This is a genomic window from Achromobacter sp. ISS7 (assembly GCF_056523125.1).
Map to the genome: position 1 here is coordinate 6,660,962 of NZ_JAWRZD010000001.1, position 24,982 is coordinate 6,685,943.

26 protein-coding genes and 2 tRNA genes are annotated in these 24,982 nt (G+C 64.6%); 16 read left to right on the forward strand and 12 right to left on the reverse strand.

Annotated features, from left to right (window positions below; translation table 11 throughout):
- The first annotated feature begins 13 nt into the window (after positions 1 to 13).
- Together AC1HFW_RS30245 and AC1HFW_RS30250 are read left to right on the forward strand one after the other, a co-directional pair.
- A complete protein-coding gene (locus AC1HFW_RS30245) occupies positions 14 to 1,360 on the forward strand; it encodes an ATP-dependent nuclease (protein WP_479286289.1) in 1,347 nt (448 codons plus the stop codon).
- Positions 1,360 to 3,099, forward strand: coding sequence for a UvrD-helicase domain-containing protein (locus AC1HFW_RS30250; RefSeq protein WP_035480908.1), 1,740 nt, complete (start codon positions 1,360 to 1,362; stop codon positions 3,097 to 3,099). The genes AC1HFW_RS30245 and AC1HFW_RS30250 overlap by 1 nt, the downstream gene beginning before the upstream one ends.
- 142 nt (positions 3,100 to 3,241) lie before the next feature.
- Here AC1HFW_RS30250 and AC1HFW_RS30255 read toward each other — a convergent pair whose 3' ends face one another.
- On the reverse strand, positions 3,242 to 4,444 hold the full coding sequence (locus tag AC1HFW_RS30255; protein ID WP_035480906.1) for a tyrosine-type recombinase/integrase: 1,203 nt from the start codon (positions 4,442 to 4,444) through the stop codon (positions 3,242 to 3,244).
- Between the two features lie 287 nt (positions 4,445 to 4,731).
- Positions 4,732 to 5,709, reverse strand: a complete 978-nt coding sequence (locus tag AC1HFW_RS30260; RefSeq protein WP_006393194.1) for a tripartite tricarboxylate transporter substrate binding protein BugD — start codon at positions 5,707 to 5,709, stop codon at positions 4,732 to 4,734.
- A 382-nt stretch (positions 5,710 to 6,091) separates the two neighbouring features.
- On the opposite strand from AC1HFW_RS30260, the gene phaP reads away from it, so the two are divergent.
- A complete protein-coding gene (phaP, locus tag AC1HFW_RS30265; RefSeq protein WP_006393195.1) occupies positions 6,092 to 6,670 on the forward strand; it encodes a TIGR01841 family phasin in 579 nt (192 codons plus the stop codon).
- A 127-nt stretch (positions 6,671 to 6,797) separates the two neighbouring features.
- On the opposite strand, the gene AC1HFW_RS30270 is transcribed toward phaP, so the two are convergent.
- The 5 genes from AC1HFW_RS30270 to AC1HFW_RS30290 all read right to left on the reverse strand — a co-directional run bounded on the left by AC1HFW_RS30270 (position 6,798) and on the right by AC1HFW_RS30290 (position 11,043).
- Complete coding sequence (locus tag AC1HFW_RS30270) at positions 6,798 to 7,838, reverse strand: quinone-dependent dihydroorotate dehydrogenase (RefSeq protein ID WP_006393196.1); 1,041 nt, start codon at positions 7,836 to 7,838, stop codon at positions 6,798 to 6,800.
- 58 nt (positions 7,839 to 7,896) lie between these two features.
- Positions 7,897 to 8,649 (reverse strand): arginyltransferase, encoded by a 753-nt coding sequence (locus tag AC1HFW_RS30275; RefSeq protein WP_006393197.1) that lies wholly within the window; start codon positions 8,647 to 8,649, stop codon positions 7,897 to 7,899.
- A 114-nt stretch (positions 8,650 to 8,763) separates the two neighbouring features.
- Positions 8,764 to 9,522, reverse strand: a complete 759-nt coding sequence (gene aat / locus AC1HFW_RS30280; protein WP_479286293.1) for a leucyl/phenylalanyl-tRNA--protein transferase — start codon at positions 9,520 to 9,522, stop codon at positions 8,764 to 8,766.
- Complete coding sequence (locus tag AC1HFW_RS30285) at positions 9,519 to 10,100, reverse strand: NUDIX hydrolase (protein ID WP_006393199.1); 582 nt, start codon at positions 10,098 to 10,100, stop codon at positions 9,519 to 9,521. Before AC1HFW_RS30285 ends, aat begins: the two co-directional genes overlap by 4 nt.
- Positions 10,101 to 10,110: 10 nt before the next feature.
- Positions 10,111 to 11,043: a LysR family transcriptional regulator gene (locus AC1HFW_RS30290; protein WP_006393200.1), complete on the reverse strand. Its 933-nt coding sequence runs from the start codon at positions 11,041 to 11,043 to the stop codon at positions 10,111 to 10,113.
- Positions 11,044 to 11,166: 123 nt separating this feature from the next.
- Here AC1HFW_RS30290 and AC1HFW_RS30295 point away from each other — a divergent pair, with 123 nt between their 5' ends.
- Both AC1HFW_RS30295 and AC1HFW_RS30300 read left to right on the forward strand, forming a co-directional pair.
- Positions 11,167 to 11,568: a DoxX family protein gene (locus tag AC1HFW_RS30295; protein ID WP_061074398.1), complete on the forward strand. Its 402-nt coding sequence runs from the start codon at positions 11,167 to 11,169 to the stop codon at positions 11,566 to 11,568.
- A gap of 97 nt (positions 11,569 to 11,665) precedes the next feature.
- On the forward strand, positions 11,666 to 12,118 hold the full coding sequence (locus AC1HFW_RS30300; RefSeq protein ID WP_479286295.1) for a nuclear transport factor 2 family protein: 453 nt from the start codon (positions 11,666 to 11,668) through the stop codon (positions 12,116 to 12,118).
- 47 nt (positions 12,119 to 12,165) lie between these two features.
- On the opposite strand, the gene AC1HFW_RS30305 is transcribed toward AC1HFW_RS30300, so the two are convergent.
- The 5 genes from AC1HFW_RS30305 to AC1HFW_RS30325 all read right to left on the reverse strand — a co-directional run bounded on the left by AC1HFW_RS30305 (position 12,166) and on the right by AC1HFW_RS30325 (position 14,573).
- Positions 12,166 to 12,756 (reverse strand): DUF2946 family protein, encoded by a 591-nt coding sequence (locus AC1HFW_RS30305; RefSeq protein WP_479286297.1) that lies wholly within the window; start codon positions 12,754 to 12,756, stop codon positions 12,166 to 12,168.
- 2 nt (positions 12,757 to 12,758) lie between these two features.
- Positions 12,759 to 13,097 (reverse strand): hypothetical protein, encoded by a 339-nt coding sequence (locus tag AC1HFW_RS30310; protein WP_479286299.1) that lies wholly within the window; start codon positions 13,095 to 13,097, stop codon positions 12,759 to 12,761.
- 93 nt (positions 13,098 to 13,190) lie between these two features.
- Positions 13,191 to 13,264, reverse strand: a tRNA-Cys gene (locus AC1HFW_RS30315).
- A gap of 54 nt (positions 13,265 to 13,318) precedes the next feature.
- A tRNA-Gly gene (locus tag AC1HFW_RS30320) sits at positions 13,319 to 13,394 on the reverse strand.
- Between the two features lie 1,023 nt (positions 13,395 to 14,417).
- Positions 14,418 to 14,573, reverse strand: a complete 156-nt coding sequence (locus tag AC1HFW_RS30325) for a hypothetical protein (protein ID WP_019726331.1) — start codon at positions 14,571 to 14,573, stop codon at positions 14,418 to 14,420.
- 29 nt (positions 14,574 to 14,602) lie between these two features.
- On the opposite strand from AC1HFW_RS30325, the gene AC1HFW_RS30330 reads away from it, so the two are divergent.
- From AC1HFW_RS30330 to AC1HFW_RS30380, 11 genes are all read left to right on the forward strand, one after another.
- Positions 14,603 to 15,355, forward strand: coding sequence for a hypothetical protein (locus AC1HFW_RS30330; protein WP_019726332.1), 753 nt, complete (start codon positions 14,603 to 14,605; stop codon positions 15,353 to 15,355).
- A 118-nt stretch (positions 15,356 to 15,473) separates the two neighbouring features.
- Positions 15,474 to 15,686, forward strand: a complete 213-nt coding sequence (locus AC1HFW_RS30335; protein ID WP_009459729.1) for an AlpA family transcriptional regulator — start codon at positions 15,474 to 15,476, stop codon at positions 15,684 to 15,686.
- A 42-nt stretch (positions 15,687 to 15,728) separates the two neighbouring features.
- A complete protein-coding gene (locus AC1HFW_RS30340) occupies positions 15,729 to 16,604 on the forward strand; it encodes a ParA family protein (protein ID WP_009459727.1) in 876 nt (291 codons plus the stop codon).
- Positions 16,588 to 16,836 carry a hypothetical protein gene (locus AC1HFW_RS30345; RefSeq protein WP_019726333.1) on the forward strand — a complete coding sequence of 83 codons (249 nt, stop codon included), beginning with the start codon at positions 16,588 to 16,590 and terminating at the stop codon, positions 16,834 to 16,836. Before AC1HFW_RS30340 ends, AC1HFW_RS30345 begins: the two co-directional genes overlap by 17 nt.
- Entirely contained in the window at positions 16,829 to 18,478 is a 1,650-nt protein-coding gene (locus tag AC1HFW_RS30350) for a ParB family protein (RefSeq protein ID WP_009459725.1), read from the forward strand. Before AC1HFW_RS30345 ends, AC1HFW_RS30350 begins: the two co-directional genes overlap by 8 nt.
- A 15-nt stretch (positions 18,479 to 18,493) precedes the next feature.
- Positions 18,494 to 19,054 carry a DUF2857 domain-containing protein gene (locus AC1HFW_RS30355; protein ID WP_009459723.1) on the forward strand — a complete coding sequence of 187 codons (561 nt, stop codon included), beginning with the start codon at positions 18,494 to 18,496 and terminating at the stop codon, positions 19,052 to 19,054.
- Between the two features lie 3 nt (positions 19,055 to 19,057).
- The gene (locus tag AC1HFW_RS30360) at positions 19,058 to 20,284 is read left to right on the forward strand and encodes an STY4528 family pathogenicity island replication protein (RefSeq protein WP_009459721.1); all 1,227 of its coding nucleotides are present in this window, start codon (positions 19,058 to 19,060) and stop codon (positions 20,282 to 20,284) included.
- 318 nt (positions 20,285 to 20,602) lie between these two features.
- On the forward strand, positions 20,603 to 21,382 hold the full coding sequence (locus AC1HFW_RS30365) for a PFL_4669 family integrating conjugative element protein (protein ID WP_009459719.1): 780 nt from the start codon (positions 20,603 to 20,605) through the stop codon (positions 21,380 to 21,382).
- Positions 21,379 to 21,906, forward strand: coding sequence for a DUF3158 family protein (locus AC1HFW_RS30370; RefSeq protein ID WP_009459718.1), 528 nt, complete (start codon positions 21,379 to 21,381; stop codon positions 21,904 to 21,906). The genes AC1HFW_RS30365 and AC1HFW_RS30370 overlap by 4 nt, the downstream gene beginning before the upstream one ends.
- A 72-nt stretch (positions 21,907 to 21,978) precedes the next feature.
- Positions 21,979 to 22,419, forward strand: a complete 441-nt coding sequence (locus AC1HFW_RS30375) for a single-stranded DNA-binding protein (protein ID WP_019726334.1) — start codon at positions 21,979 to 21,981, stop codon at positions 22,417 to 22,419.
- 278 nt (positions 22,420 to 22,697) lie between these two features.
- Positions 22,698 to 24,710, forward strand: a complete 2,013-nt coding sequence (locus AC1HFW_RS30380; protein WP_009459717.1) for a DNA topoisomerase III — start codon at positions 22,698 to 22,700, stop codon at positions 24,708 to 24,710.
- The last annotated feature ends 272 nt before the right edge of the window (positions 24,711 to 24,982 follow it).

Consider the following 24,982-nt stretch of genomic DNA (forward strand, 5'->3'; position numbering starts at 1 on the left):
CGAGGACATGGGCTTGACCGCAGACATGATGGAGAACTTGCGCGGTGTCTATCTGCCCCCGCTGCGGGACGCTTCGCAAGGACTCAAGCCCAGTCGCACCAGCCAATTGGCCCGGTTGTTTCAGCTCCTGGCTGACGACGCGGGACGCGATGGCATCAATGACGCGCTGAAGAAGCTCGACGAGGAGTTGAAGAAGCACGAGCCTGTCGTCAACACTCACACAGCCATCAAGAACCGGCACGGTACGATGCTTGGGCCGCAGCTTGCCCAAATTCTGGATCTTGGCCTGAGCGGTAGCGACTTTCAGCGGCTGGCGTCGCGCCTGTCGCTGGTGGTGGACACGTTCGAGATTGAGCAGAACGGGCTCGGCTTCAACAACTTGATCTTCATGGCCGTCGTGCTCAGTGAGCTGGCCAAGAACCCGGAAGCAAGCTATCGAGGCCTGATCATCGAGGAGCCGGAGGCGCACCTGCACCCGCAACTTCAGGCGGTACTGCTGGACTATCTGGGGACTATCAAGGCCGTCGAGGGCGAGAAGCCTGTCCAGTTGTTCGTTACAAGCCACTCCCCCAACTTCGCCAGCATCGCCGATCTCGACAGCCTTGCCTGCCTGGTCGATACGGGGAGCTCCGTGGAGACATTCTTTCCGCGTACGATCGCCTTCGGCAAGGGGAAGCGGGAGAAGCTGGAACGTTACCTCGACGTGACCCGTGCCGAGTTGTTCTTTGCCCGCCGTGTCATCTTCGTCGAAGGTGCGGCCGAGTTGATGCTGGTGAGCGTGTTGGCGGAGAAGTGCGGGCATAGGCTGCGCGAACACGGTGTCAGCCTGATCAGCGTCGAAGGATTGAACTTCGACTCGTTCCTGCCGCTGTTCGGCGAAAAGGCACTGAAGATCCCGGTCGCTGTCATAACAGACGCGGACCCGGTCGGCGAACCCGACGGCGACGGAGAACCGCAGGCGGCCTACCCCGCGCCCGGTACTGCTGTGAAGGTGTCGGACAACACCGCCAAGATGAAGGAAGGCGAGGATACCTTCGTCAAGGTATTCCACGGTCTCAAGACATTCGAATACGACTTGGCCCTGCATGCCGACAACCGTGTCGCGATGCTGGCGGCTCTCAAGGAACTGCATCCGAAGATCGGCGAAACCGTCGCAGTAGCGGTCGAAGCCGCGGAAGGCGATGCGGCCAAGGCGCGCGCCCTTTTCAGCGGCATGTTTGAGCGCCCGCAGAACAATGTGCAGAAAGGCCGCTTCGGCCAGGCACTCGCGCAGGTGATTGCCGATGGCGCCGCGTGCGTAGTGCCGGACTACATCCGCGAGGCAATCACCCACGCCTGTCAAGTCAAGGAGCCCGAGTAGTGACCCAGCCGTCCGACGAGCAGTTGCAGGTCATCGGCGCACCAATCGCACCGATGTCCGTAATTGCCTGCGCTGGCAGCGGCAAGACGTTCACCGCTGTACGCCGGCTGGCGCAGATGCGCCGACAGCTCGGTGACGACCGCGGTCGCGTCGCTCTCCTGTCGTTCTCCAATGTCGCCGTGGATACCTTTCGGCGCGAATACCAGAATATGGTCCAGGAGGTGCCCTCCAGAGTCGCCCACGGCCGCGTTGAGATCGACACGCTAGACACCTTCATCACCGGCAACGTGCTGCGCCCACACGCATATCGAACGATGGGTGCGCAGCAGGCCGCATTCCTTGTGATGGGCGGTGAAGCGTTCCTGGGCGGCTTCAGGTTCCAGACGAACACGTATCCTCGCGAGATCACGCAGATGCAGGTTGGCATCGACAACAACGGTGCCTATTTCTGCTACGCGGACAACGACCGGACGCTCAGGCTGGATACCATGCAAGCGACGCGCCTTGTGCATCGTCTTGGACAGGTAGGTGCCTATACACACAACCTCGGGCGCTACTGGTGCTACCGCACATTGGTAGAACAGCCCGGCATCCTGCGCGCCCTGGTCCGCCGCTATCCGCACATTCTGATCGACGAAGCGCAGGACATCGGTACGGCTCATCAGGCCATCATCGAGCAGCTTGTCGGTGCGGGCTGCCAGGTCTCGTTGATCGGTGATCCAAACCAAGGCATCTACGAGTTCGCCGGTGCCAATGGGGCGTTCCTGACACGGTACGGTCAGCGGGAAGGTGTCAACAGTCTCCACCTGACCAGGAACTTCCGGTCTGTGCCAGCGATTCTGGATTTGGCCAATATGCTGTCAACGCGGGCAGACACCGCGGACAGGTTAGTGCCCGATACGACGCATGGCGCTTTCTTCGTGCCCTACCGGAACGCCGAACGCGAGAACCTCATCGCTGCTTTCCAGGCGGCGGTGCTGGCGGCCGACCTGAAGCTGGAAAGCTCGGCCGTGCTGTGCCGCGCCCGGGACATGGCCAACAAGCTCGGCGGCAACGAAGGGGCGCCAGGCCAGGGAACCGTCAAGGCTCTCGCACAGGCCGCCATCCTGCGCGACCGGCACCAGGACTATCTCGCCGCGTTCAAGCTGGTGGCTTCCGGCATCGTCGGTCTACTTGCCAACCCGCCGCAGGGACTGGTGGCAAGGATCACGCAGCCCGCGCGCTACCCGGATGATCGAATGCTGCGACGGCTCGTTTGGGCATTCACACGCAATCGGGATTCGGGGCTGCCGGCCGCGACATTGACCGGGGACACGCAGTGGCATCCGCTGCTGCTGGAACGGACGAGGACATTGCTGGCGCAAATCGCACAAGACCACGGCTTGGCGAGCACCAACAACCTGGGCAACAAGCTCGCAAAAAGGGGGTTGCCCAATGCGCCGCTGATCACCGCCGCTGACTTGGCAGCGAACGACGACGCACCGCGCATCCGAGTGGACACAGTCCATCAGGCGAAGGGCGAAAGCCTTGATGCTGTGCTGTACTTGGCGAACCGGGAACACGCCAATGCGCTGCTGGCCGGCGTAGACACCGAAGTCGGGCGCATCGGCTATGTTGCCGTGACTCGCGCCCGCAATCTTCTGTGGCTCGGTGTACCGGCCAATGCGCTGGAGGAATTGAGACCCGTCTTGCTTGAACGGGGGTTTCAGGAAGCCGGCGCAGCGATAGCCCTAGCGTAGCAGCCGTCAGGCCGCTCGCAAGTCGCTCGAACTCCGAGACAGCGTCTCGGAAATCCTGATGCCTATGGTAAGGCAGGGATTGAAGCCGGATCGCCCAGCAGCGCCGACGGCGCTGCGGACGACGCAAATCCCTGGTGCCTGGTCATGCCGTCGCTTCGGCAGGCTGCTGCTTGGCGCCGGTGATCGCCTTGCGCCGACTCGCCACCAGTTCGGCGGCCTCCCGGACCGGCTTGTCCTCGGTGTGGACATAGCGCATGAACATCACCACGGTCTTGTGCGCCGTGAGTGCCATGCCGACCTTGACCGGAATGCCCGAGTTCGCAATGTCGGTCGCCGAGCGGTGTCGAATGCCGTGCGTCCCCACGTGCGTTGCCCCCGCAGCTTTGAGTGCACGGCTCCAGCCGCCGTAATACTCGCCTGTGGTCAGGTGTTGTCCCGGATGGCGCGGCGACGGTAGCACATAGCGAGCGCCTTCCTTGTGCGGCGCTGTCGAAAGCAGCCGGTAGGCTTCCTCGCTCATGGGCTTGGACATGCCGCCGGTCTTGCTGTCAGGCCAGACGACCCGCCGGTTCTCCAGATCGACCCATTCCCATTCGAGCGAGACGATTTCGCCACGGCGGCCAGCGAACTCGAACTGCAGGCGGATCGCCAACGGGACCACGTAGTTCTCCAGCCCTTCGGCCTCGATCTTGTCAAGCTGTCGGAACAGCTTGCCCATGTCCTCGTCGCTGATGAGATGGGTGGACTTGCCAGCCGGAAACAACTGGATATGCCGGCAGGGGTTGCTGCCATCGGGCCGGTAGCCCCACACCTCGGCCAGATTGAACATCTTGCGCAAGATGCTGAACGCCTTGTTCGCCTCGGTGGGCTTGTACGAAAACTTTTCCATCAGCCCGGCAATGTCGGGGCGCTTCACGTCCTGGACCTTCTTGCGGCCCAGCAGCGGGATGATGCAGCGGTCGATGACGCGCTGATAGCCGACCTGGGTGCTGGGCTTGTTGCGCTTCTTGGAGTGATCCTCCATGAACTTCTTGCACAGCTCCTCGACGGTAGGTGCTTTGCGCGCTTCGGCCTTGGCTGCGCCGGGATCACCGCCCCGACGTACCTGAGCCAGCCACTCCTGTGCCAAGGATCGGGCCTGTTCGACAGTCAGCTCTCCGTACTGACCGAGCGCGGGCTTGCGGCGCTCGCCGGCGTTCGTCCGGTACTGGAGCATGAACACCTTGCGACCCGATGGGGTAATCTTGCACAAGAAGCCGGGCACCAACGTGTCCCGGAGTTCGACGGCCTGCGCCTGGGGTTGTGCCGCATCGACAGCGGACTTGGTGAGCTTGATCTTTGCCATGATGACTCCTCGGAGAGACCCGGTTCCCAGGAGCCTTCTAGGGGCCAACAGAGGGGAAGTCGGGTCAAGTTTCGGAAAGCACCGGCATATGTTGAACTCGCCTAAGTCCTTGATAAACCTGCTGTATCTGGCTGTGGCGTAGTCCAGCGAAGTCCGGTGCTGGAGGCATCCTGAAATGAAAAAGCCCCGCGGTTTCAGCAACCGAGGGGCTTTTTCATGAGCGGAGACAGGATGTCCGGCAGCCGCGATGCGCAGCGCAGGCCCCGGTTGGCGGGGCCCGCCCTGAATTACTGCTGTTCGACGCCAGCCTTCTTGAACAGCTCGGCCCACTGCGGCACCTGCTGCTTGACCTTGGCATCCAGGGCCTGCGGGTTGGCGTCGGCGGTCAGCACCGTGGCGCCCAGCTGCTTCATGCGTTCCTGGAACTTCGGATCCGCCAGGCCGGCCTGCAGGCTCTTGACCAGCTTGTCGACCACCGGCTTGGGCGTGCCCTTCGGCACCCACATACCGTGCCAGATACCCACTTCGAAGCCCTTGAAGCCGGACTCGTCCATGGTCGGCAGCTTGGGCAGGGTGGGCACGCGCTGCAGGCTGGTGACGGCGTAGGCCTTGACCTTGCCGCTGTCGATCTGCTGCGTGGTGTTGGTGGTCTGATCGCACAGCAGGTCCACCTGCTTGCCCAGCAGGTCGTTCATGGCCGGCGCGGTGCCCTTGTAGGGGATCGTCAGCAATTGCACGCCCAGGGCCTCGACCAGCATGGTGCCGCACAGGTGGCTGGCGGCGCCGATGCCGGCGTTGGCCAGCGAGACCTTGTCCTTGTTCTTTTTGACGTAGTCGGCCAGTTCCTGGATGTTGTTGGGCGGGAAGTCCGAGCGCGCGATGATGGTCATCGGCACGTCAACGACCAGGCCGATCGGCTCGAAGCTCTTGTAGGGGTCGTAACCCGGATTCTTGTAGAGCGACGGCGCGGTCGAGAAGCCGGCGTGCATCAGCAGCACGGAATAACCGTCCGGTTGCGCGCGGGCCACCTGCGTGGTGCCGATGGTGCCGCCCGCACCGCCCTTGTTCTCGACCACGACGGTCTGGCCCAGCGAATGCCGCATGGCTTCAGCCAGCGAACGCGCGACGTTGTCCGTCGGACCGCCGGCGGCGAAAGGCACCACCATGTTGATGGGGCGTTCCGGGAATTCCGCGTGGGCGGCGCCGGCCGCGAGCATGGCGCTGGCCGCGAGGAGGGCCGAAAGCGTGCGGGGGATGAGGGTCATGAAGTCTCCAATTGCAGGGTTTTGCTTGCTGCGATGTGTTTTTGACCGCTGACTTATCGTTTGTGTTTGTCTGTCATCAGCGTGCAAGCAGTGTAGAAAAGAATTGATACGCCGTCATGTCCGGTATTTCCCGAATCATGGGAAATGCTTGTGCTGGATCAACCCCGCACCGGCGCCTGCACTGTTAATGTGCAAATAGTTGTTGCGTTGCACCAATATTGCTTGACAAGGTTTTTTAGGCCCGTAGAATGTCAATTGTGCAGTGCATCAAACGGGCCGGCGGTAGCTTGTAGTACCAGTTTCCGCGCACGTTCCTTATTTCGTCGCAGACACCATCCTTATTCGCCGGAGAGCCTCCGGTTACCCCTAAAGGAGCAATTCTATGAGCGCTATCCCGCAACAAGTCCTGGACCGTCAAAAAGCCAGCATCAACACTTTCGTGGCCGCCCAGTCGGCCGTGTTCGCCGGCTTCGAAAAGCTGGTCGAGCTGAACCTGAAGGTCGTGCGCGCCACCCTGGACGAAGTCGCCCAGAAGTCGCAGCAAGCCGCCGAAGTGAAGGACCCGCAGGAAGCCGCGGCGTTCGCCTCCGGCCTGCTGCAACCGGGCGCCGAAAAGGCCCTGGCCTACACCAAGCACGTGTATGACATCGTCGCCGGCGTGCAGGGCAACCTGGTCAAGCTGACCGAAGAGCAAATCGCCGAAGGCCAACAGCAACTGACCGACGCCGTCGAGCAGTTCTCCAAGAACGCCCCCACGGGTTCGGAAAGCGCGGTCGCCCTGATCAAGTCCTCGCTGGCCACCGCCAACAGCGCCTACGATTCGCTGACCAAGGCCGCCAAGCAGGCCGCCGAAGTCGCCGAGTCGAACCTGAATGCCGCCGCCAACGCGACCTTCAAGGCAGCGACGGATGCCGCCGACGCCGCCACCAAGGTCGCCAGCCGCAGCCGTCGCAGCGCCTAAGTATTTGGCGCGCGATGCTGCGCAAATTGCAGTTATGTAGTACTGTTGAGTGACAGAGCAGAGCTGGAATTAGGGCCACCCTTCGGGTGGCCTCTTTTTTTGCCCGTTTTCCGGGGCGCGCCGGCGATCAGCGGGCGACGGCCCGCACGCACTCGCCCACCAGGGCCGGGCCGCGGTAGATCAGGCCCGTATACAGCTGCACCGCGTCGGCGCCGGCCTGCATCTTTTCCTGGGCCTGGCGGCCCGACAGCACACCGCCCACGCCGATGATCGCCAGGCTGTCGCCCAGGCGTTCCTTCAGCCTGCGGATCACCGCCAGCGACAATTCATGCACCGGCGCGCCGGACAGGCCGCCGGCTTCCTCGGCGTGCGCCAGGCCGGTGACCGCGTCGCGCGACAGCGTGGTGTTGGTGGCGATGACGCCATCGATGCCGTGGCGCGGCAGCGCGTCGGCGATGGCGTCGATCTGTTCCGTGGTCAGGTCGGGCGCGATCTTGACCGCCATCGGCACGCGGCGCTGGTGCTGGTCTTCCAGCGCGCGGCGCTTGTCCGCCAGTTGCGCCAGCAGCGCCGACAGTTCGTCGCCGCCTTGCAGGGCGCGCAGATTCTTGGTGTTGGGCGACGAGATGTTCACCGTCACGTAGTCGGCGTGCGGGTAGACGCCGGCCAGGCCGATCAGGTAGTCGTCGGCCGCGCGCTCGATCGGGGTGTCGGCGTTCTTGCCGATGTTCAGGCCGAGGATGCCACCCTGCTTGCGCCACTGGCTGCGCTGCACGTTGGCCAGGAACGCGTCCAGCCCCTGGTTGTTGAAGCCCAGGCGGTTGATCAGCGCGTTGGCGCGCGGCAGGCGGAACATGCGCGGCTTGGGGTTGCCCGGCTGCGCCCGCGGCGTCACCGTGCCGACCTCGACGAAACCGAACCCCAGATTGCCGAGCGCGTCGATGTAGGCGCCGTTCTTGTCCAGTCCCGCCGCCAGCCCGATGGGGTTGGCCAGCTGCATGCCCATCAGGGTGCAGGGCGCCTTCGGCTGCGCGTGCAGCAGCTTGCGCGTGGCGCCGCATTCGTAGGCCCGCTGCAGTCCCGACAGGGTGACTTCGTGGGCGGTTTCCGCGTCCATGGCGAACAGCGCCGGGCGGGCCAGGGGATAGGCGTGGAAGAGGATCGACATGGAGCGGGATTGTAAAGCGTCTTTGGCCGGCCTTGCGGGCGGCGGTCGCCGGCGCGGATCAGGCGGCCGGGCCGGGCGGCGTGGCGGGCGCGGGCGGTTCGCCCCAGGCGCCGTCGATCAGGTATTGGGCCGGATGGAAGCTGGCCTTGTACGACATTTTCTGGCTGTCGGCGATCCAGTAGCCCAGGTACAGCCATGGCAGGTTGAGCGTGCGGCACTGCTCGATCTGCCAGAGGATGCTGTAGGTGCCCAGGCTGCCCGGCACGTCGGGATCGTAGAAGGTGTAGACGGACGACAGGCCGTCGTCCAGCACGTCGATGATCGAGACCATCATCAGCACGCCCGCGGGGTCGCGGAATTCGACCAGGCGGGTGTTGACGCGGCTGGTCAGCAGGAACTGCGCGTACTGCGTGCGGCTGTCCTCGTCCATGCCGCCGCCGGGATGGCGACCCTGCTGGTAGCGGGTATAGAGCCGGTAGTGCTCGGGCGACCAGGCCAGCTCGGCCACGAACGATTGCAGGTTGCGATGGTCGCGCCAGGCGCGGCGCTGGCTGCGGTTGGGCGCGAAGCTGGCGGTGTCGACCCGCACCGGCACACAGGCGTGGCAGCTGTCGCAGTGCGGGCGGTAGGTGAACAGGCCGCTGCGGCGGAAACCCTGCTCGACCAGTTGCGAGTAGGTGCCGGCGTTGATCAGGTGGCCGGGCGCGGCGACCTGCGACCGTGCCTGGCGTCCCGGCAGATAGCTGCAAGGGTAGGGAGCGGTCGCGTAGAACTGCAGCGTGGAGAAAGGTAATTCTTTGAGCTGGCTCATGTGGATCCCGGTGTCCGGCGCCAAGTCCGTGACGGGGACGACTACATATTAACGCCTAACCCGGCTTGTGATGTGGGTGGGGACGGAACGCGGCGCCAGGTGGCGGGGCGGCCGTCAGGCCGGGTCGGCAGGCGCCAGGGGCAGCAGCCGGCCCGTGCTGTCCAGCCGTCCGGGCGCCCAGGCCAGCGGCGGTTGCACGGCGGCCGCGCGCACGTGTTCCAGGAAGCGCGAGCGCGGCACCGGCCGCGCGCCCAGGCTGGCGAGATGGCGGGTCTGCTGCTGGCAGTCGATCCACTGCACGCCCTGCGTGCTGACGTAGCGCACCAGGTAGGCCAGCGCGATCTTGGAGGCGTTGGGCACGAGCGTGAACATCGATTCACCGAAGAACATGCAGCCCAGGTTGATGCCATACAGGCCGCCGGCCAGTTCGCCGTCGATCCAGGTTTCGATGCTGTGGACGTAGCCGGCCTGGTGCCAGGCGAGGTAGGCCTGCCGCATGGCGGTGGTGATCCAGGTGCCCGGCTGCCCGTCGCGCGGCGCGGCGCAGTGCGCCATCACCGTGGCGAAGGCCGTGTCGACCCGCACCTCGATGCGCGGCGCGGCCTCGTGTTCGTGGCTGGCGATCTGGCGCAGCAGCTTGCGCAGCGAGTGCGAGGGCGCGAAGTCGCGACAGGCCAGCACCATGCGCGGATCCGGGCTCCACCACAGGATCGGCTCGCCCTCGGAATACCAGGGAAAGATGCCGTTCGAGTAGGCCTGGATCAGGCGCGGCGTGGACAGGTCGGCGCCCGCCGCCAGCAGGCCGTCCGGATCCGTCAGGGCGAATTCCGCCGGCGGAAACGGCGTGTCGGCGGCAAGCCAGGGCAGCTTCAACGGTGCGATTCTAGGGTGTAGTGGTGAGGGCCGAACGTGCCGCGCTTGCGGTCCTCGAAATAGCGTTGCAGCGTGGTCGCCACGGTGCGGAACGCCAGGTCGTCCCAGGGAATGTCGGCCTCGTCGTAGAAGCGGGCTTCCAGGCTTTCCGGGCCGGGATCCAGCTCGGGGCCCAGCACCTCGGCCAGGTAGAACACGTGCACCTGCTCGATCTGCGGCACGTCGATGATGGTGTAGATCTCGCCCAGCCGGATGCGCGCGCCGGATTCCTCCAGCGTCTCGCGGCCGGCGCCCTGCGCGGTGCTCTCGCCCAGCTCCATGAAGCCGGCCGGCAGCGTCCAGGTGTTGTAGCGCGGTTCGATCGCGCGCCGGCACAGCAGCACGCGGTTGTCCAGCACCGGCACCGTGCCCACCACCAGGCGCGGGTTCTGGTAGTGGATCGCGCCGCAGTGGTCGCAGATGTCGCGTTCGCGGTTGTCGCCCTCGGGCACCCGGCGGTTCACGGGCGAGCCGCATTGGCTGCAGAAGTTCGCACGGCGCGGCGCGGGGAAGTATTCGAGGGGCGATTTGGCGGTCATGGCTACGATTCTAACGGCTGCGGCGACGGCTGGCGCGCCGCGCGGGCGCCATCGGCGCGCGGCTGCCGAAGCGTTCTTCCAGGTGTTCGACGAAGGAACGCACCTTGGGCGAGAGGAAGCGCCGGTGCGGATAGGCGGCGTACATGGAGATCGGCGTGTGGGCGTAGTCCTGCAGCAGGGCGGTCAGGCGGCCGGCGCGCACGTCCTCGCCCACCAGGAATTCCGGCTGCAGGATCACGCCATGCCCGGCCAGCGCGGCGGTGCGCAGGACGTCGCCATTGTTGGCGCGCAGGGCGGCGTTGACCCGCACCAGGTGGGTGACCCCGTCCTTCTCGAAATGCCATTCATTGCCGGTGCTGGCGTAGGCGTAATGCAGGCAGCGGTGCTGTTTCAGGTCGTCCGGCGTGCGCGGCACGCCATGGCGTTCCAGGTAGGCGGGCGCGGCGCACACCAGCAACTGCTGCGGCGCCAGCGGCCGCGCCACCAGCGAAGAATCCTGCAGCGGGCCGATGCGCACCGCGACGTCGTAGCCATCCTCGACCAGGTCGACCACGCGGTCGTTCAGGTCCAGGTCGATGATGACGTCGGGATAGCGCAGCAGGTATTCGGCGATGGCCGGCCCCAGGTGCAGGATGCCGAACGACACCGGCGCGCTGACGCGCAGGCGTCCGCTGGGGGCCTGGCCCTCGGCCTGCAGCGACAGCTCCAGGTCGGCCACTTCGGCCAGGATCGGCCGCACCCGTTCGTAGAAGGCGCGGCCGGCGTCGGTCATGCTGAGCTTGCGGGTGGTGCGGTTCAGCAGCCGCACGCCGTACTTTTCTTCCAGGTGCGCGATCTGGCGCGTGACCACGGAGCGCGCCTGGCCCATCTTGTCCGCGGCGGCCGCGAACGAGCCCAGTTCCACGACCCGGGCAAAGGTCTGCATGGCGGTGTGGGTGTCCATGATTGTTACCTAACGGGGAACAATAAGTTGCGATTTTGCATGTTTATCTTTGTTTTTGGAATCGCAAGAATAGCGGCCATGAAGAATCTTCCCGTCCTGGGCGATTCGCTCACGGAGAATGCAATGACCGATACCCGTACCGCGCCTTATGCGGCGCTCCTGCTCCGCATCGCGCTGGGCGTGATGTTCCTGGCCCACGGCCTGACCAAGCTGCTGGTGTTCACCCTGCCGGGCACCGCGCAGTTCTTCGCCAAGATCGGCTTCGCGAGCTGGCTGGCGTATCCGGTGACCTTCTTCGAGATCGGCGCCGGCGCGCTGCTGATCCTGGGCGTGTTCCCGCGCTGGATCGCCGCGGTCGCCGCGGTGCAGCTGTTCGTCGCGTCCACCGTGCACTTCGGCAACGGCTGGGGCTTCAGCAACCCGGGCGGCGGCTGGGAATACCCGGTGTTCCTGGCCGTGGCGGCCGCGGCGCTGGCGCTGCTGGGCGATGGCAAGTTCGCGCTGATCAAGAGCCGTCGCGGCTGATCGCCTGGCGCATCACACTGTCTACTGGATTGGACATCGTCCCCGAGGCGGCCGGCACCTAGAATGGGCCGGCCGCCTCGGCTTTTCTGGAGATCCCATGTCGTTCATCACGCGCATTCTCGGCGTCGCCCTGCTTGCCGCGGCCCTGTCGCCCGCAGCCCAGGCCTCGCCCGAACAGGAGGCCGCCAACAAGGCGGCCGTGCTGGCCTTCTACGAGAAAGGCCTGAACCAGAAAGACGCGGACGCCGCGGTGAAATACCTGGGCGACCGCTACATCCAGCACAATCCCAACGCCGCCGACGGGCCCGAGGGATTCCGCAAGTTCGTCGCGTTCCTGCGCGACAGGTATCCGCAATCGAAAAGCGAGATCAAGCGCGTCTTCACCGATGGCGATTATGTGATCCTGCATGTGCACGCGGTGCGCGAACCGGGCTCGCGCGGCAACGCCATCGTCGACATCTTCCGGCTGGAGCAGGGCAAGATCGTCGAGCACTGGGACGCGGTGCAGCCGATTCCCGAGCAGTCCGCCAACAGCAACGGCATGTTCTGACCCGTCCGGTTTGCCGCCGGCGCGCCGTGTTGCGCGAACGTGCCGGATCAGGCGGTGGGGTTGGCCTGGAAGCCCAGCGTGGCGGGTACCTGCGTACGATCGATCAGGCGCAACGGCGCCAGGTCGTAGACGCCCGGCAGCGCGATGCGCAGCGATTGCGCAGGCGCCAGGCGATCGATGGCGTCCAGCAGGGCGGCTCCGTCTTCCGTGACGAGCCGTTCCATCAGGGGCGGCAGGTCGCGGTCCAGCACCACGCCGGGTCCCTGCGATGCCATGGCGTACAACTGTCCGGCGTCATCCAGCCACCAGCCGCTGATCGCGCTTACCGCTTGGCCGGTGTGCGTGAGCAGGGCGTGGTCGGCGTCATCGAGACGCAGCACGTACGGCGCGGCATCGAGCCGCACGAAGACGCGCTGCGGGCCGTTCTGGAAGAACCAGCGGCCGGCGTCGTCACGTTCGTAATTGCGGTCGATGAAACCCTGGATCTGGGTATTGGTGATGGACTCGCCCGGCCCGCCCGCGGCGGCCTGTCCTTGCGGATGCAGGCGCCAGCGGCCGCGCGGATCCAGCGACAGCCAGCCGAACACCGCGGGCACGTCGGGCCAGCGGGCGATGGCGTCTTTCACCGAGGGATCCATGGTCAGGGGCGGATGATGATGGGGGGCGGGTTGATGATGATGGCGGGCGCGGGCATGGCCGGCACCAGCACGGGCTGGGGCGCGTAGCCGTAGCGGTAGTCGTCGCGGCATTTGCGCTTTTCGCGGTAGTCGCCGTTGCGCTTCCACTTGCGCTCGACCTCACAGGCGCCGTCCCAGTACTTCTCTTTATACTCGCCGCGGCCATGACCATGGCCATGGCCATGGCGGTGATGGCGGTCGGAATCGGCCTCGGCGGCCAGCGGCGCCAACGTCATCAGCGTGGCGGCGGACAGGGCGAGCAGGCAGGGGCGGGCGCGTCGCGTTTTTTGATTGCTGTGCATGGGATCGTCGTCGAATGAAAACGGCGTCACCTTAGCAATCAAACGATTGACTGGGCGTAGGGATGGGTAACGAGATGCAGGGGGGAGAAATACTGGAGGCGCAAGCCGGAATCGAACCGACGTACACGGATTTGCAATCCGCTGCATAACCACTCTGCCATTGCGCCAGTACTGCAAGAAAAAAGGAAGCTCGGTATAGGCCGGTGCTTCCTTTTTGTATTTGGAGCGGGAGACGAGTCTCGAACTCGCGACCTCAACCTTGGCAAGGTTGCGCTCTACCAACTGAGCTACTCCCGCGGGGGCACTGCGTTTGATGAACCGGGTTTGACCGCTTCGGGTTAACCGGGGGTTTCAACCGAGGCTTCTTTTGAAAGAGGCCGTGTCCACCAAAGACAGCGATTATACACAGTTTTTAGGACTTGTGCGGGTCCGCCGGCATGCCCGGCAAAAAAAGTAGCCATGGCGATGCGCCGCGGCCCGGAAGTCCCGTGGAGGTCGTCGGAAGGCGCGCATCGATGACCCATCGCGGGCAAGACGCATGACCAGGGTGATGACGACGAGGCTGGCGTCACGACGCAAGGCAAAACCGGGGAAAGAGATCGACAGGAATCTGTCGTTGAGGAAACCGGCGCCGATGATGCCTGGCGATCCGTTTCAATAAGCAAATCCGGCGGATGATTCCAACGATGCGGCGACGTTCATGAAACGGTGCATCTGCTGGAGCGGGAGACGAGACGTGTACTAGGACAGTAAGTCGTTGTTTCCCAAACACTTTCTTCGTTGGACTGGCCAGCGAAGACCTCAATTGTAGCCTTGTTTTTCGTCCTCGGCAACAAATTCGTCCAAAGAGTTCCACAGACGTCCAAAGAGCTGCACTCAGTACACCAGACCCACGATCGGTACATCGTCGTAGGCGACTGCCTCGAACTCATCATCCACGCCCGGTTGTCTGCCCCGCATCCATCATCGTGAAGACGATCAGGCAGATGGTTCTGGTGATGGCACAGGTCGGATGCTGGGAACGCCTGCACCACAACTCACAAGGACCTTCTGCTCAAGCTCCTTTGAAAGAACGCGCACGCTGGCCACCGCGTTTCCGCACACGATTCTTTGTCGATATATCAGGATGACGGGGCAAGCATGACAGACGCGGGTTTGCTGCGTCCGGCTGGACATTCGACGACGATTGCGGCCCCTTAACGCCTCCTGAGACCGCTGGCATATCAGGTCATACCTAGACGGTTTTGCAGAAACCGTAACTTCTCACGACCCTGATAGCGTGAGCGTCACTGTCGAGCCTACGTCCCGATGCTCGACCTTCTAATCGATGAATTTTTGCACATCGAGCACACGACGACTACCAGTTGCGCGAACTGGTGAGCAGTATTCAAACCACATGACGAAGCGGCCTTCGGTGCCCACTTCCTGCACAGACGACAGGCCGACCATGAGGTCGGTGACAAAGGAGTCGGTCATGTAGTTCTTCTCCTGGAAGGAGACGGAGCATGCACGAGAACAAGAATGATGCACCAACATCAAAGGTGTTCTATCGCCCGATCGAAGCGTCCATCCGCTGGGCCGGGCTGCTGCGATACGAGCAGGTGATCCTGGCTTCGATTTCGTCGCCAAGGCGCCTGCCGCAGTCGTTGGACTGCCCACGTTGCGCCGAGCTGAGACTTTGCACCGAACGTATCTTCGACGGCATCCTCAATGGAGAACTGCCCTTCGGGCAGAACGGCATCACGACGCGCGATTCCACGCTGATCGACTCCCCTGATCTGACGGTGCGCCACGTCGATCTGAAGCGCTGGATGCGCCAACACTATCCCGAGCAACGACCGGGCTTCCTCTTCTCCCGAAGCGAGCGCATCACCCATCCCTTCATCTCGCTGGAAACTGGGCAGGCGATGCTAGTCGAGCGCCTGGCCCTGAAATCCACCTTGGACCAGTACAAACGCCAACTGCATGAGTTGCAGGAAAAGCACGGGGCGCTTCTCAAGCAGATGGCGCCCTCTGCTGGCGCACAGTGCCTGATCAGTGATCGCGCCGAAGCCACCTACCTGAACATTATCGGCAGCATGCTGGACCTGATGCTCGGCCAGTCGCCTTCGGGCGTGCCGTACTCCAGCTTCAAGACGCAGGAGGCGGTGGTCAGTGCATTGGTCGCCCATCACAGCGGCGCCATGGGGATCGCGGAGCGGACGCTAAACGGCAAGTTCGCCACGGCCAGACGCCGGCTGCGTAGCGCGACAGTCTGAGGTTTTCCATCTTGTATGTGCAATCGCGGAGATTGCATTTGCAATGTCTTTTCCCATCCATGTCTATTGAATGGAGGTCACGCCAACAAACGCCACTGAGCGTTCAGGAGTGACCGCCATGTCGCAAACACCTGCACTGCCCGCAAGCGAGCGCCGCATCCTGCGGCTTGATGAAGTCGAAACCAAGTCCGGTTTCAAACGCGCCCACATCTACAACCTGATGCGCAAAGGCTTGTTCCCGAAGGCGCTGCGCCTGGGCGTGCGCGCGGTCGGCTGGGACTCCATCGAGATCGATCAGTGGATCGCCGAGCGCGTCAACAACCGGGCCTGACCCGTTCTCCAGCGGACTTCCCATCCTCACACGGAGAACGCCATGCAGGTCGTATCCATCATTTCAACAAAAGGTGGCGTCGGCAAGACCACCACGGCCGCGAACCTCGGCGGGCTTGCCGCCGACGCGGGGCTGCGTGTGCTACTGCTCGACCTCGACGTGCAGCCCACCTTGTCCTCGTACTACGAGCTAGGTCACCGCGCACCTGGTGGCATCTACGAGTTGCTGGCCTTCAACGAGCGCGACCTCGGGCTGCTTGTGTCCCGCACGATCGTCGCGGGCCTGGACTTGGTGCTCTCCAACGACCACCGAGGCGAGCTGAACACCTTGCTGCTGCACGCGCCGGATGGCCGCCTGCGGTTGCGCCATCTCTTGCCGGTCCTGGCGCCTCTCTATGACCTGGTACTGATCGACACCCAAGGCGCGCGATCGGTGCTGCTGGAGATGGCGGTACTCGCCTCCAACCTCGCGCTGTCGCCCGTGACCCCGGAAATCCTCGCGGCGCGCGAGCTGCGGCGCGGCACCATGCAGTTGCTCGAAGACATTGCGCCCTACCGGCACCTGGGCATCGAGCCTCCACCTCTGCATCTGCTCATCAATCGCGTCCACCCTGTGTCAGCCAATGCACGGCTGATCCAGCAGGCCCTGCGCGATCTTTTCCAGGACCATGCCGGCATCCGCGTGCTGGCCACCGACGTGCCGGCCATCGAGGCGTATCCGCGTGCAGCTACGCGCGGATTGCCAGTGCATCGGGTCGAATACCGCCAGCCGCCGGGCAGAGTCGCCCCCGCCGCGCTCGACACCATGCGCGGCCTCGCAGACGAACTATTTCCGCAATGGCGGCACCGATTTGCCATGGTGTCCGGCCGTCCGCCACACCCTCTTGATGCCGGGAGGTTCCATGGCGAACGCACATGAGCTTGCCCGAGGCCACAAGCGGCTTCGCGCCCTGATCGAGTTCGCGGTTGGCGAAGGTTGGCACGTCAAACGCACGCCTGGCGGCCACCTCAAGTTCACCAAGCCTGGCTGCGCCGCGATCTACACCAGCTCGACGGCCAGTGACCACCGGGCGACCCTGAATGCCCGTGCGCAAATCCGCCGCGCCGAGCGCGAGGCCCGATACCAAGCGCAGGGAGGCGGCCATGGCTGAGATCACCTCCCAGCAGATGGCTGGCAAGCTGCTCGCGGCCGGGTTCGAGCGCAGCGGCCCGTCAGCCTCGACCTTGAGCGACCCGATCGCCGACACACCCATGGTCGTGACCCTAGATCAGTTGCGCCCCTACGACCACGATCCCAGGAAAAAACGCAACCCGGCCTACGAGGAAATCAAGGCGTCCATCCGCGAGCGCGGTCTGGACGCGGCGCCGGCCATCACTCGCCGACCAGGTGAGGACCACTACATCATCCGCAACGGCGGAAATACGCGGCTGGCGATCCTGCGCGAACTATGGTCAGAGACCAAGGACGAGCGGTTTTTCCGTATATCGTGCCTGTTCCGGCCGTGGCCCAGCCGCGGCGAAGTCGTCATGCTGACCGGCCACCTGGCCGAGAATGAATTACGCGGGGGCCTCACGTTCATCGAGCGCGCCCTCGGCGTCGAGAAGGCACGCGAGTTCTACGAGCAAGAAAGCGGCACTACCTTGAGCCAGTCCGAGCTGGCCCGCCGCCTCGCTGCCGATGGCTTCCCGGTACAACAGTCGCACATCAGCCGCATGAACGACGCGGTGCAGTATCTCCTGCCCGCGATCCCCACCGTGCTCTATGGCGGCCTCGGTCGCCATCAGGTCGAACGCCTGTCGGTCATGCGCAAAGCCTGCATGCTCGCGTGGGAGCGCTACGCCAAGGGCCGCTCCCTGGTTCAGGACTTCGACGAATTTTTCCAGGAAGCGCTGTCGCAATTCGACGTCCAGGCCGACGAGTTCTCCGCGCAGCGCGTACAGGACGAGCTGATCGGCCAGATGGCCGAGTTGCTGGGTGTCAATTACGACGTGCTCGCCCTGGACATGACCGAATCCGAAAGCCGGCAGCGCGCCTTGATCAGCGACCCAACGCCGCCCTCGACGCCGCCTGCGTTGCCGGAGCCGGAGTCGGAAACCATCGCGCGCCCAACTGCCAACACCGCGCCACCCACCGCAGGGGCTGCATCGGCAGCGCCGCCTGCAGGCCGACCTGCGCGCGAGAGCGACACGGATACCAGTCAGGCGGGTCCGGCCAGCCCTGCGGCGGGGAGCGATCTGCTTCGGGAGCACATCGTTTCGCCGGCACCGACGACCGAACGGCTCCAGTCCATCCAGCGCATGGTCGCCGATCAGTTGGGCGATGCGCTGCCTCCCGACTTCTCGGCGAGCGTCTTGCAGTCCATCCCCGTGCAGGCTGGCGGGCTCTATCCGATCTCCGATGTCTGGTACATCGATCCCGGCTTGGATACTGCCGAGCGCTTGCGCATCCACATCGCACAGTTCGCCCGCGAAATCGCGAGCGAGGCAGACCTGGACGAGTGCATTGATGACCGTGCAGAGGGTATCGGTTTCGCCTGCCGGGCCCGCACCCAAAGTCCGGCGCCGCTGGGCCGTTCCGTCCTCGCATTGTTGGCGTGCCTGGCCGGTCAGCGGCCCGCCGACGTCGGTCTGCACGACGGGCAAATCGTCATCGACCTGCCGGCATTGCTGCACGGCCAGGGTGATGCGGCCCAGCGATTGAGCGACACCGCGCTGGTCAAGCTGTTCCGGCTGCTGCGGCTGGCCCGGCGCCTGCTCGATCTTGAAGCCGGCGCTGCGGACCTTGGAACGTGAGCGAGGGAGGCCAGCATGTCCGCACCACACCCACTCAACCAGGCCGTCATCGCGCAGGCCCTCTATGACCTGCGCAATGGGCAACTGCGCCGGTGCAAACTGATGGGGTTTGGTGAGGAAGAACTGGACGCCCTCAAGCATCCCGCGCTGATCAGCGTGCTCGCCAACGCCAACGTCTCCTGGTGCTCGGTGACGGTCAACCGCGAAGTGCTCCGGCGACTACTCAAGCAGGCGCAGGACGTGGAGAAGGAAATCGCCACGGTCGATCGCATGCTCAGGCTGGGTGCGAGCACCGAGATGGTCAGTCGGTTCTATGGCCTGACCCACCAAGAGGTGGCGCTTCGCCGCGAAATCCTCGGCCTGCCCAAGCGCAAGGGCCGCCACCCCGTGCTGGACGAGAAACAGGACACGGATCTGTGGCGGCAATGGAAGGCCGTGACCGGCAGCAGGAATGTCGATCTCGAAGACGAAACCTCCATTCTCGACGCCGCCATGGACTTGGCCGAAGGCATGTCGCTGCCTCTGTCGGTGGTCTGGGCCTCGATCAAGAGCTGGGTCGATCAAGGATTGGGTTGAGCCATGGCCGTGGACGACACCGCACCACGCCGTGGCCCCGTCGCACTCGCGGACCTGTTCGACGCCGCCTTGAAAGACCTCGTGCCCAAGCCCAGTGCGCCAGCACCTATGCCTGCGCCGACGCCCGCCACGTCCGGCGATGCCTTCCTCTTCAGCGGCAACCGGCATGAGACCGTGCCGCGGCGACTGTTCCTCGACCGTCGCCTTACGCCGCTGGAGCGCAACGCCTGGCAGGTGTTCCGGCTGATGCTCAACGACGATGGCGTGACAGCCTTCCCGACGTATGAGCAGCTTCGACCCTGGCTGGCATCGATGCCCTGCGCCGGGCAGGCCTCGCATGAAACCGTGGCCCGAGCGTTGACGCTGTTGCGCCTCACCCGATGGTTGAGCCTGGTGCGGCGACGGCGTGACCCCAAGACCGGCCGCATCCTCGGCAACCTCTACGTTCTGCACGATGAACCGCTGACGCCCTTCGAGGCCATGCAGCTCGACGCCGACTACCTGGCACTGGTCAGCCAGTCCCTCGGCCATTCGGCCAAGGCCGTCCAGATGGTCGGCCTGAACACCCTTAAGGAGATCGCGGAAGATCCGCTGCTCTCCGGGCGCACATTGCCGTCGCGGCTGCAGGTTCTGGCAGAACGCCTCGCCAGCCAAGGCATCACGGCCGCCGCAAGTTATCCACAGGAGGACGCCGCCCACGATTCCGAAGAAGGAGTATCGAGCCTTCTTCGGAATGCGGATGACCCATCTTCGGAATCCGAAGCAGGGGCGAAACCCGTGCCAAACGCCTCTCTTCGGAATCCGAAGCAGGCCCGTACAGTACGTAGTAGTCGTATTAATGAAGTACGTACTACCGCGCAGGCGCGCGCGCTGGGCGATCTGCAATGGCCCAAGCGCTTCACGGAACTGAAGGCAGAGCAGCAGACAGGTGCCAGGGTGGCATTGCAGCAGGTTGATGCCGCGCTGAGACAGGCCGTGCTGGACGAATGGGCCACACGATGCAGCAGTCATGGCATACGCAATCCTGCGGGGTATCTGTTCGGCATCATCCAGCGCGCCATCCATGGCGAGTTCAATGCCTGGGCCAAGAAAGACGCGCCATCGGCATCCGTCCCACCAAACGAGCGACCACCACCAGCACCGCCACCTCAGCCGCAGGGTAAGCCAGTGCCGCCAGAAGTCGCCAAGCAGCACATCGAGCGGCTACGCAATCTGCTCGCCAGCAAATGAGTCGGCATGCCAGGCGGTGAAACTAGATGCCCATGGCCGCCAGTAGAGCTATCCCCTGGGGATAGTTCCGCTGCTGGGCACAACGCCAAGCTGTCGCAGGCCTGGGATCGACCATCTGCCGCAGCATCGGCGTTGTCCCCCCTGATCTCGGCGTGCAGCGTTCGTTAGCGCTCCATGGAGCTATCCCCTGGGGATAGCTCGCGCCGCATGCAACCGCCACGCCCTAAACCGGGGCCCGCCGGGATTCGGATTCTTGACTGACTGCCTTCCGCTTCCTGTCGAAGCTGGCCGCTCCTTTTCCAACAACGAGCAGACACCATGGCAACCAATGAACCTCTGCAACTGAATCTCGGCTCCCTGCGCAGTGCGATGTCGCTGACCCTGCACACCCATCACGCTTCCCGCATCTGGCATGGCCGCGCCGCCGCCGAGGGGCGACCGGGCATCGTCGGCCTGAATGGCTATATCGCTCAGATGAACAAGATGCGGCGGGGCTCAGAACAAGACGATCCGTACTCGGACTGGTGGATGCTGCGCATCGAGGACAAGCTCGACCACACCAAGGTCACGCTGCAATCGCTGCGCGAGCAGGTGGACCAGGCGCTGGCGAGTGTGCCGCCGGCGCTCAGCCTGGGCGAAAACCTCAACGTGCAGCCGGTCAAGCTCCCGCTCTTCGTCAACGCGCAGCTCGGCTTTGCCGCGGTCTATCTCCTGGCCGACTACGACGACATCGCCCGCAAGCTGATCCTCGCCCATCACACCGCGCTCATTGACCGCAGCACCTTGGAACGCTGGCTCAACGAGGGCGCACATTCATTGCGCAGCCTGTTCTCGCTGGCCCAGCAGTATCGCTATTCGGGCTGCACACGCGATGACTTCGCGTCGAAGAATGCCGCAGCGCGGGCAGCGCTGGAGAAGTATGGCGAACTGCCGCAGGACGTGCTGGAAGGCACGCGCCGGTCGAAGTTTGCGCCGCCCATCGTGCGCCGTGGCCTGAAGCAGCGCGGCGACGGTCCTGCCGAAGCATCACTGCTCGGCGATGAAACCACCACCGCAGAGTCGCCCGAAGCCGCAGCCGGCGAGGACGAGCCGGCATGAGCGATCCGAACCCACCGACCCGCTACTTCCGAGGCCTGCAACAGGGTGCCTTCATGCGGCTGGAACACGCGGCCTATCTAAAAGGCCTTTTAAAGCCTTTTAAGGGTAAAGGGGACTTCGAGGCCTGGGCCAGCCAGTGCTTCGCCATGCGCGACGAGTTGATTGCCCTGGCACAGCGACAGGTACTGGAGCAGGCATGCGGGCACCCCTTCCACCTGCTGCCCATCGAACTGGCCCAACAGACCACTGGCGCAGGAACCGTCTTCTTGCGCTGGCGCAGACACGACAGGTCGGCCATGGGCGTGGCGCTGTGGCGGGAGCTGGTCGCCAGCAGCAGCACACCCGTCAACCTGCTGGCCGACCTGCACGCGATCGAGCTGCAGCGCATCACGTTGAACATGCAGATCAGCCTGCTGCACACCTTGGGCAGGCAGGCGCAGGAATGCGCCAGCAAGGCGGCCGAGGCGGACGACGCCTACCTGCGCCGGCTCACGCCCATTCCCGCCGCAATGCGCGATCGGTGATTGCGCCGGGCACCCAGCACGCTCCCGGCGCCGACGAGGCACGGGTATTTCAACCACCACGGAGATCACATCATGAGCACGCATTTTTCCGGCGAAGGCAACATCGGTTCGCCACCGGAGTACCGCGAATTCCCCAACGGCAACGACGAACCCAGTCGCCTGCTACGCCTGAACGTCTATTTCGACAACCCTGTGCCGAAGAAGGATGGCACGTTCGAGGACCGGGGCGGCTTCTGGGCGCCGGTGGAAATCTGGCACCGCGACGCCGAGCACTGGAAGGACCTGTACCAGAAAGGCATGCGCGTGCTGGTCGTCGGCCGCATGGAGCGCGAACCCTGGACGGATAACGAGGATCAGCCGCGCGAGACCTGGCAGATCAACGCGCGCAGCGTCGGCATCCTGCCGTACCGCATCGAATCCGTGACCCTCAGCCCGAAGCCGCAAGAGGCAGAGCCCAAGCCCCAGGCCGCGCAGGAACCGGCTGCGCCGAAAGAATCCAAGCGCAGGAAGTGAACCGGCATGGAGGGCGGTCGCACGTCTTCGCCGCCCTCCATGCGCTCGCGAGCTATCCCCAGGGGATAGCTCCACCAACGTCCACCGACTTTCACGCGCTCCCTCATATCGCGGCTCCCGGTCCGCACACCTGCGGCCACGCGCCACCCCCGCACAAGCCATTCCATCCCGTGAAAGCGGTCACCGCCGCATGCGGCTTGTTTGCTGCTGCCCCAGGTGGCGCTCGGCATCCTCGATTCCAGCAACTCCATGAACAACGGGAATCGGGATGGACGGACATGCGGCTGTTCTTGTGCGAGAAGCCCTCCCAGGGCAAAGACATTGGCCGGATTCTCGGTGCCACGCAGCGCGCTGAAGGCTGCCTCAACGGTTCCGGCGTCACCGTCACCTGGTGCATCGGCCATCTCGTAGAAGCCGCAGCGCCCGAAGCCTACGACGAGCAGTTGAAGCGCTGGTCCATCGAGCAGTTGCCCATCATTCCTCAGCACTGGCGGGTCGAGGTCAAACCGAAGACCGCCACGCAGTTCAAGGTCGTCAAGGCGCTTCTGGCTAAGGCGACCCAGCTTGTCATCGCCACAGATGCCGACCGCGAGGGCGAGTTGATCGCCCGCGAGATCATCGACCTGTGCGGCTACCGCGGCCCCATCGAACGGCTGTGGTTGTCGGCGCTCAACGATGCTTCCATCCGCGCGGCACTCGGCAAGCTCCGGCCATCGGCCGAGACGTTGCCGATGTACTACTCGGCGCTGGCACGCTCTCGGGCGGACTGGCTCGTCGGCATGAACCTCAGCCGCTTGTTCACGGTGCTGGGACGACAGGCTGGCTACGACGGCGTGCTGTCGGTCGGCCGCGTCCAGACCCCCACGCTCAAACTGGTCGTGGACCGCGACCGCGAGATCGCCGCCTTCGTGTCCGTGCCGTACTGGGCCATCGACGTGTCCCTGTCCGCTGGTGGCCAGGCTTTCACCGCGCAGTGGGTTCCCCCGAACACATGCACCGACGACGCCGGCCGCTGCCTGCAGCAGCCCATCGCGCAGCACGCCGCGCAGCAGATCCGCGCCGCGGACAGCGCCCAGGTGGTGGCGGTCGAAACCGAGCGCGTGCGGGAAGGCCCGCCGCTGCCGTTCGACCTGGGGACCTTGCAGGAGGTGTGTTCCAGGCAGCTTGGGCTCGATGTGCAGGAGACCTTAGACATTGCTCAGGCCCTATACGAGACGCACAAGGCCACGACGTACCCGCGCTCCGATTCGGGCTACCTGCCCGAAAGCATGTTCGCCGAGGTGCCAACGGTCCTCGACAGCCTGGTCAAGACCGATCCCTTGCTGCGACCGATCATGGACCAGCTCGACCGCACTCAACGCTCACGCGCCTGGAACGACGCGAAGGTGTCTGCTCACCACGGCATCATCCCGACGCTCGAACCGGCGAACCTCTCGACCATGAGTGAGAAAGAACTGGCAGTGTATCGGCTGATCCGGGCGCATTACCTGGCGCAATTCCTTCCTCACCACGAGTTCGACCGCACTGTGGCGAACCTCTCCTGCGGCCAGCAGACGCTGGCGGCCACCGGCAAGCAGGTCGTCGTCAAGGGTTGGCACCTGGTGCTGGCCGAACCGCAATCCGAGGAGGATGGCGACCCTGCGGCGCGCAGCCAGGTACTGCCCGCGCTGCGCGAGGGCCTGGCATGTCAGGTGGCCGACGTCGATCTGAAGGCGCTCAAGACGCTGCCCCCTCGACCCTATACGCAGGGCGAGTTGGTCAAGTCCATGAAGGGCGTCGCCAAACTGGTCTCGGACCCGCGCCTGAAACAGAAGCTCAAGGATACGGTCGGCATCGGCACCGAAGCGACGCGGGCCAACATCATCAGTGGCCTGCTGACGCGGGGCTACCTCGTGAAGAAGGGCCGCGCCATCCGTGCCTCGGATGCGGCCTTCACCCTGATCGACGCGGTGCCCACAGCGATTGCCGACCCAGGGACAACCGCCGTCTGGGAACAGGCGCTGGACATGATCGAAGCTGGACAGCTCACGCTGGACGTATTCATCGGCAAGCAGGCTGCATGGATCTCACAGTTGATCGCGCAGTACGGCAGCACGTCCCTGTCCATCAAGGTTCCCCACGGACCGCCTTGCCCACAGTGCGGCGCACCGACGCGCCAGCGCACCGGCAAGAGCGGCCCATTCTGGTCGTGCAGTCGCTACCCCGACTGCAAAGGCACGCTGCCGGTCGAATCCGGCACGTCCAGGCGTGGTGCCTCGCGCCCGCGCCGCAGCGGCCGCAAAGGCTCCTGACCGACCCCGTTCCCCGTGAGCCGTGCCCGCCATCGGCGGCGCGGCCTGTGTTCCGCACGCCCTGCGGGACGCCCAGCGCGCAACGCCTTCTTGTCCGTGTGCGCGTCCCGCCTGGCCGTCCCCGGCCGCGGGACCTGAAGGTAGCTTCTCCGCGAACCGCCTCCTGCGCGTTCTGCTGATCTGCATTTCTCCCGCCTCTGCGAAGGGTCCCCCGGTGGCTTGCCAAGCTGCGCGAGCCACCCGGAGACCCTTCGTGGTCAGCGGTATTCGGT

Excerpts from the sequence above, each read along its gene's own strand:
- AC1HFW_RS30255 (WP_035480906.1), bottom strand. The coding sequence starts at position 4,444 with ATGGCAAAGATCAAGCTCACCAAGTCCGCTGTCGATGCGGCACAACCC.
- AC1HFW_RS30365 (WP_009459719.1), top strand. The coding sequence starts at position 20,603 with ATGGCAACCAATGAACCTCTGCAACTGAATCTCGGCTCCCTGCGCAGT.
- AC1HFW_RS30285 (WP_006393199.1), bottom strand. The coding sequence starts at position 10,100 with ATGACCGCCAAATCGCCCCTCGAATACTTCCCCGCGCCGCGCCGTGCG.
- AC1HFW_RS30355 (WP_009459723.1), top strand. The coding sequence starts at position 18,494 with ATGTCCGCACCACACCCACTCAACCAGGCCGTCATCGCGCAGGCCCTC.
- AC1HFW_RS30325 (WP_019726331.1), bottom strand. The coding sequence starts at position 14,573 with ATGACCGACTCCTTTGTCACCGACCTCATGGTCGGCCTGTCGTCTGTG.
- AC1HFW_RS30375 (WP_019726334.1), top strand. The coding sequence starts at position 21,979 with ATGAGCACGCATTTTTCCGGCGAAGGCAACATCGGTTCGCCACCGGAG.
- AC1HFW_RS30340 (WP_009459727.1), top strand. The coding sequence starts at position 15,729 with ATGCAGGTCGTATCCATCATTTCAACAAAAGGTGGCGTCGGCAAGACC.
- phaP (WP_006393195.1), top strand. The coding sequence starts at position 6,092 with ATGAGCGCTATCCCGCAACAAGTCCTGGACCGTCAAAAAGCCAGCATC.
- AC1HFW_RS30290 (WP_006393200.1), bottom strand. The coding sequence starts at position 11,043 with ATGGACACCCACACCGCCATGCAGACCTTTGCCCGGGTCGTGGAACTG.
- AC1HFW_RS30380 (WP_009459717.1), top strand. The coding sequence starts at position 22,698 with ATGCGGCTGTTCTTGTGCGAGAAGCCCTCCCAGGGCAAAGACATTGGC.
- AC1HFW_RS30260 (WP_006393194.1), bottom strand. The coding sequence starts at position 5,709 with ATGACCCTCATCCCCCGCACGCTTTCGGCCCTCCTCGCGGCCAGCGCC.
- AC1HFW_RS30330 (WP_019726332.1), top strand. The coding sequence starts at position 14,603 with ATGCACGAGAACAAGAATGATGCACCAACATCAAAGGTGTTCTATCGC.
- AC1HFW_RS30370 (WP_009459718.1), top strand. The coding sequence starts at position 21,379 with ATGAGCGATCCGAACCCACCGACCCGCTACTTCCGAGGCCTGCAACAG.
- AC1HFW_RS30270 (WP_006393196.1), bottom strand. The coding sequence starts at position 7,838 with ATGTCGATCCTCTTCCACGCCTATCCCCTGGCCCGCCCGGCGCTGTTC.
- AC1HFW_RS30335 (WP_009459729.1), top strand. The coding sequence starts at position 15,474 with ATGTCGCAAACACCTGCACTGCCCGCAAGCGAGCGCCGCATCCTGCGG.
- AC1HFW_RS30275 (WP_006393197.1), bottom strand. The coding sequence starts at position 8,649 with ATGAGCCAGCTCAAAGAATTACCTTTCTCCACGCTGCAGTTCTACGCG.
- AC1HFW_RS30300 (WP_479286295.1), top strand. The coding sequence starts at position 11,666 with ATGTCGTTCATCACGCGCATTCTCGGCGTCGCCCTGCTTGCCGCGGCC.
- AC1HFW_RS30350 (WP_009459725.1), top strand. The coding sequence starts at position 16,829 with ATGGCTGAGATCACCTCCCAGCAGATGGCTGGCAAGCTGCTCGCGGCC.
- AC1HFW_RS30305 (WP_479286297.1), bottom strand. The coding sequence starts at position 12,756 with ATGGATCCCTCGGTGAAAGACGCCATCGCCCGCTGGCCCGACGTGCCC.
- AC1HFW_RS30345 (WP_019726333.1), top strand. The coding sequence starts at position 16,588 with ATGGCGAACGCACATGAGCTTGCCCGAGGCCACAAGCGGCTTCGCGCC.
- AC1HFW_RS30310 (WP_479286299.1), bottom strand. The coding sequence starts at position 13,097 with ATGCACAGCAATCAAAAAACGCGACGCGCCCGCCCCTGCCTGCTCGCC.
- AC1HFW_RS30295 (WP_061074398.1), top strand. The coding sequence starts at position 11,167 with ATGACCGATACCCGTACCGCGCCTTATGCGGCGCTCCTGCTCCGCATC.
- AC1HFW_RS30360 (WP_009459721.1), top strand. The coding sequence starts at position 19,058 with ATGGCCGTGGACGACACCGCACCACGCCGTGGCCCCGTCGCACTCGCG.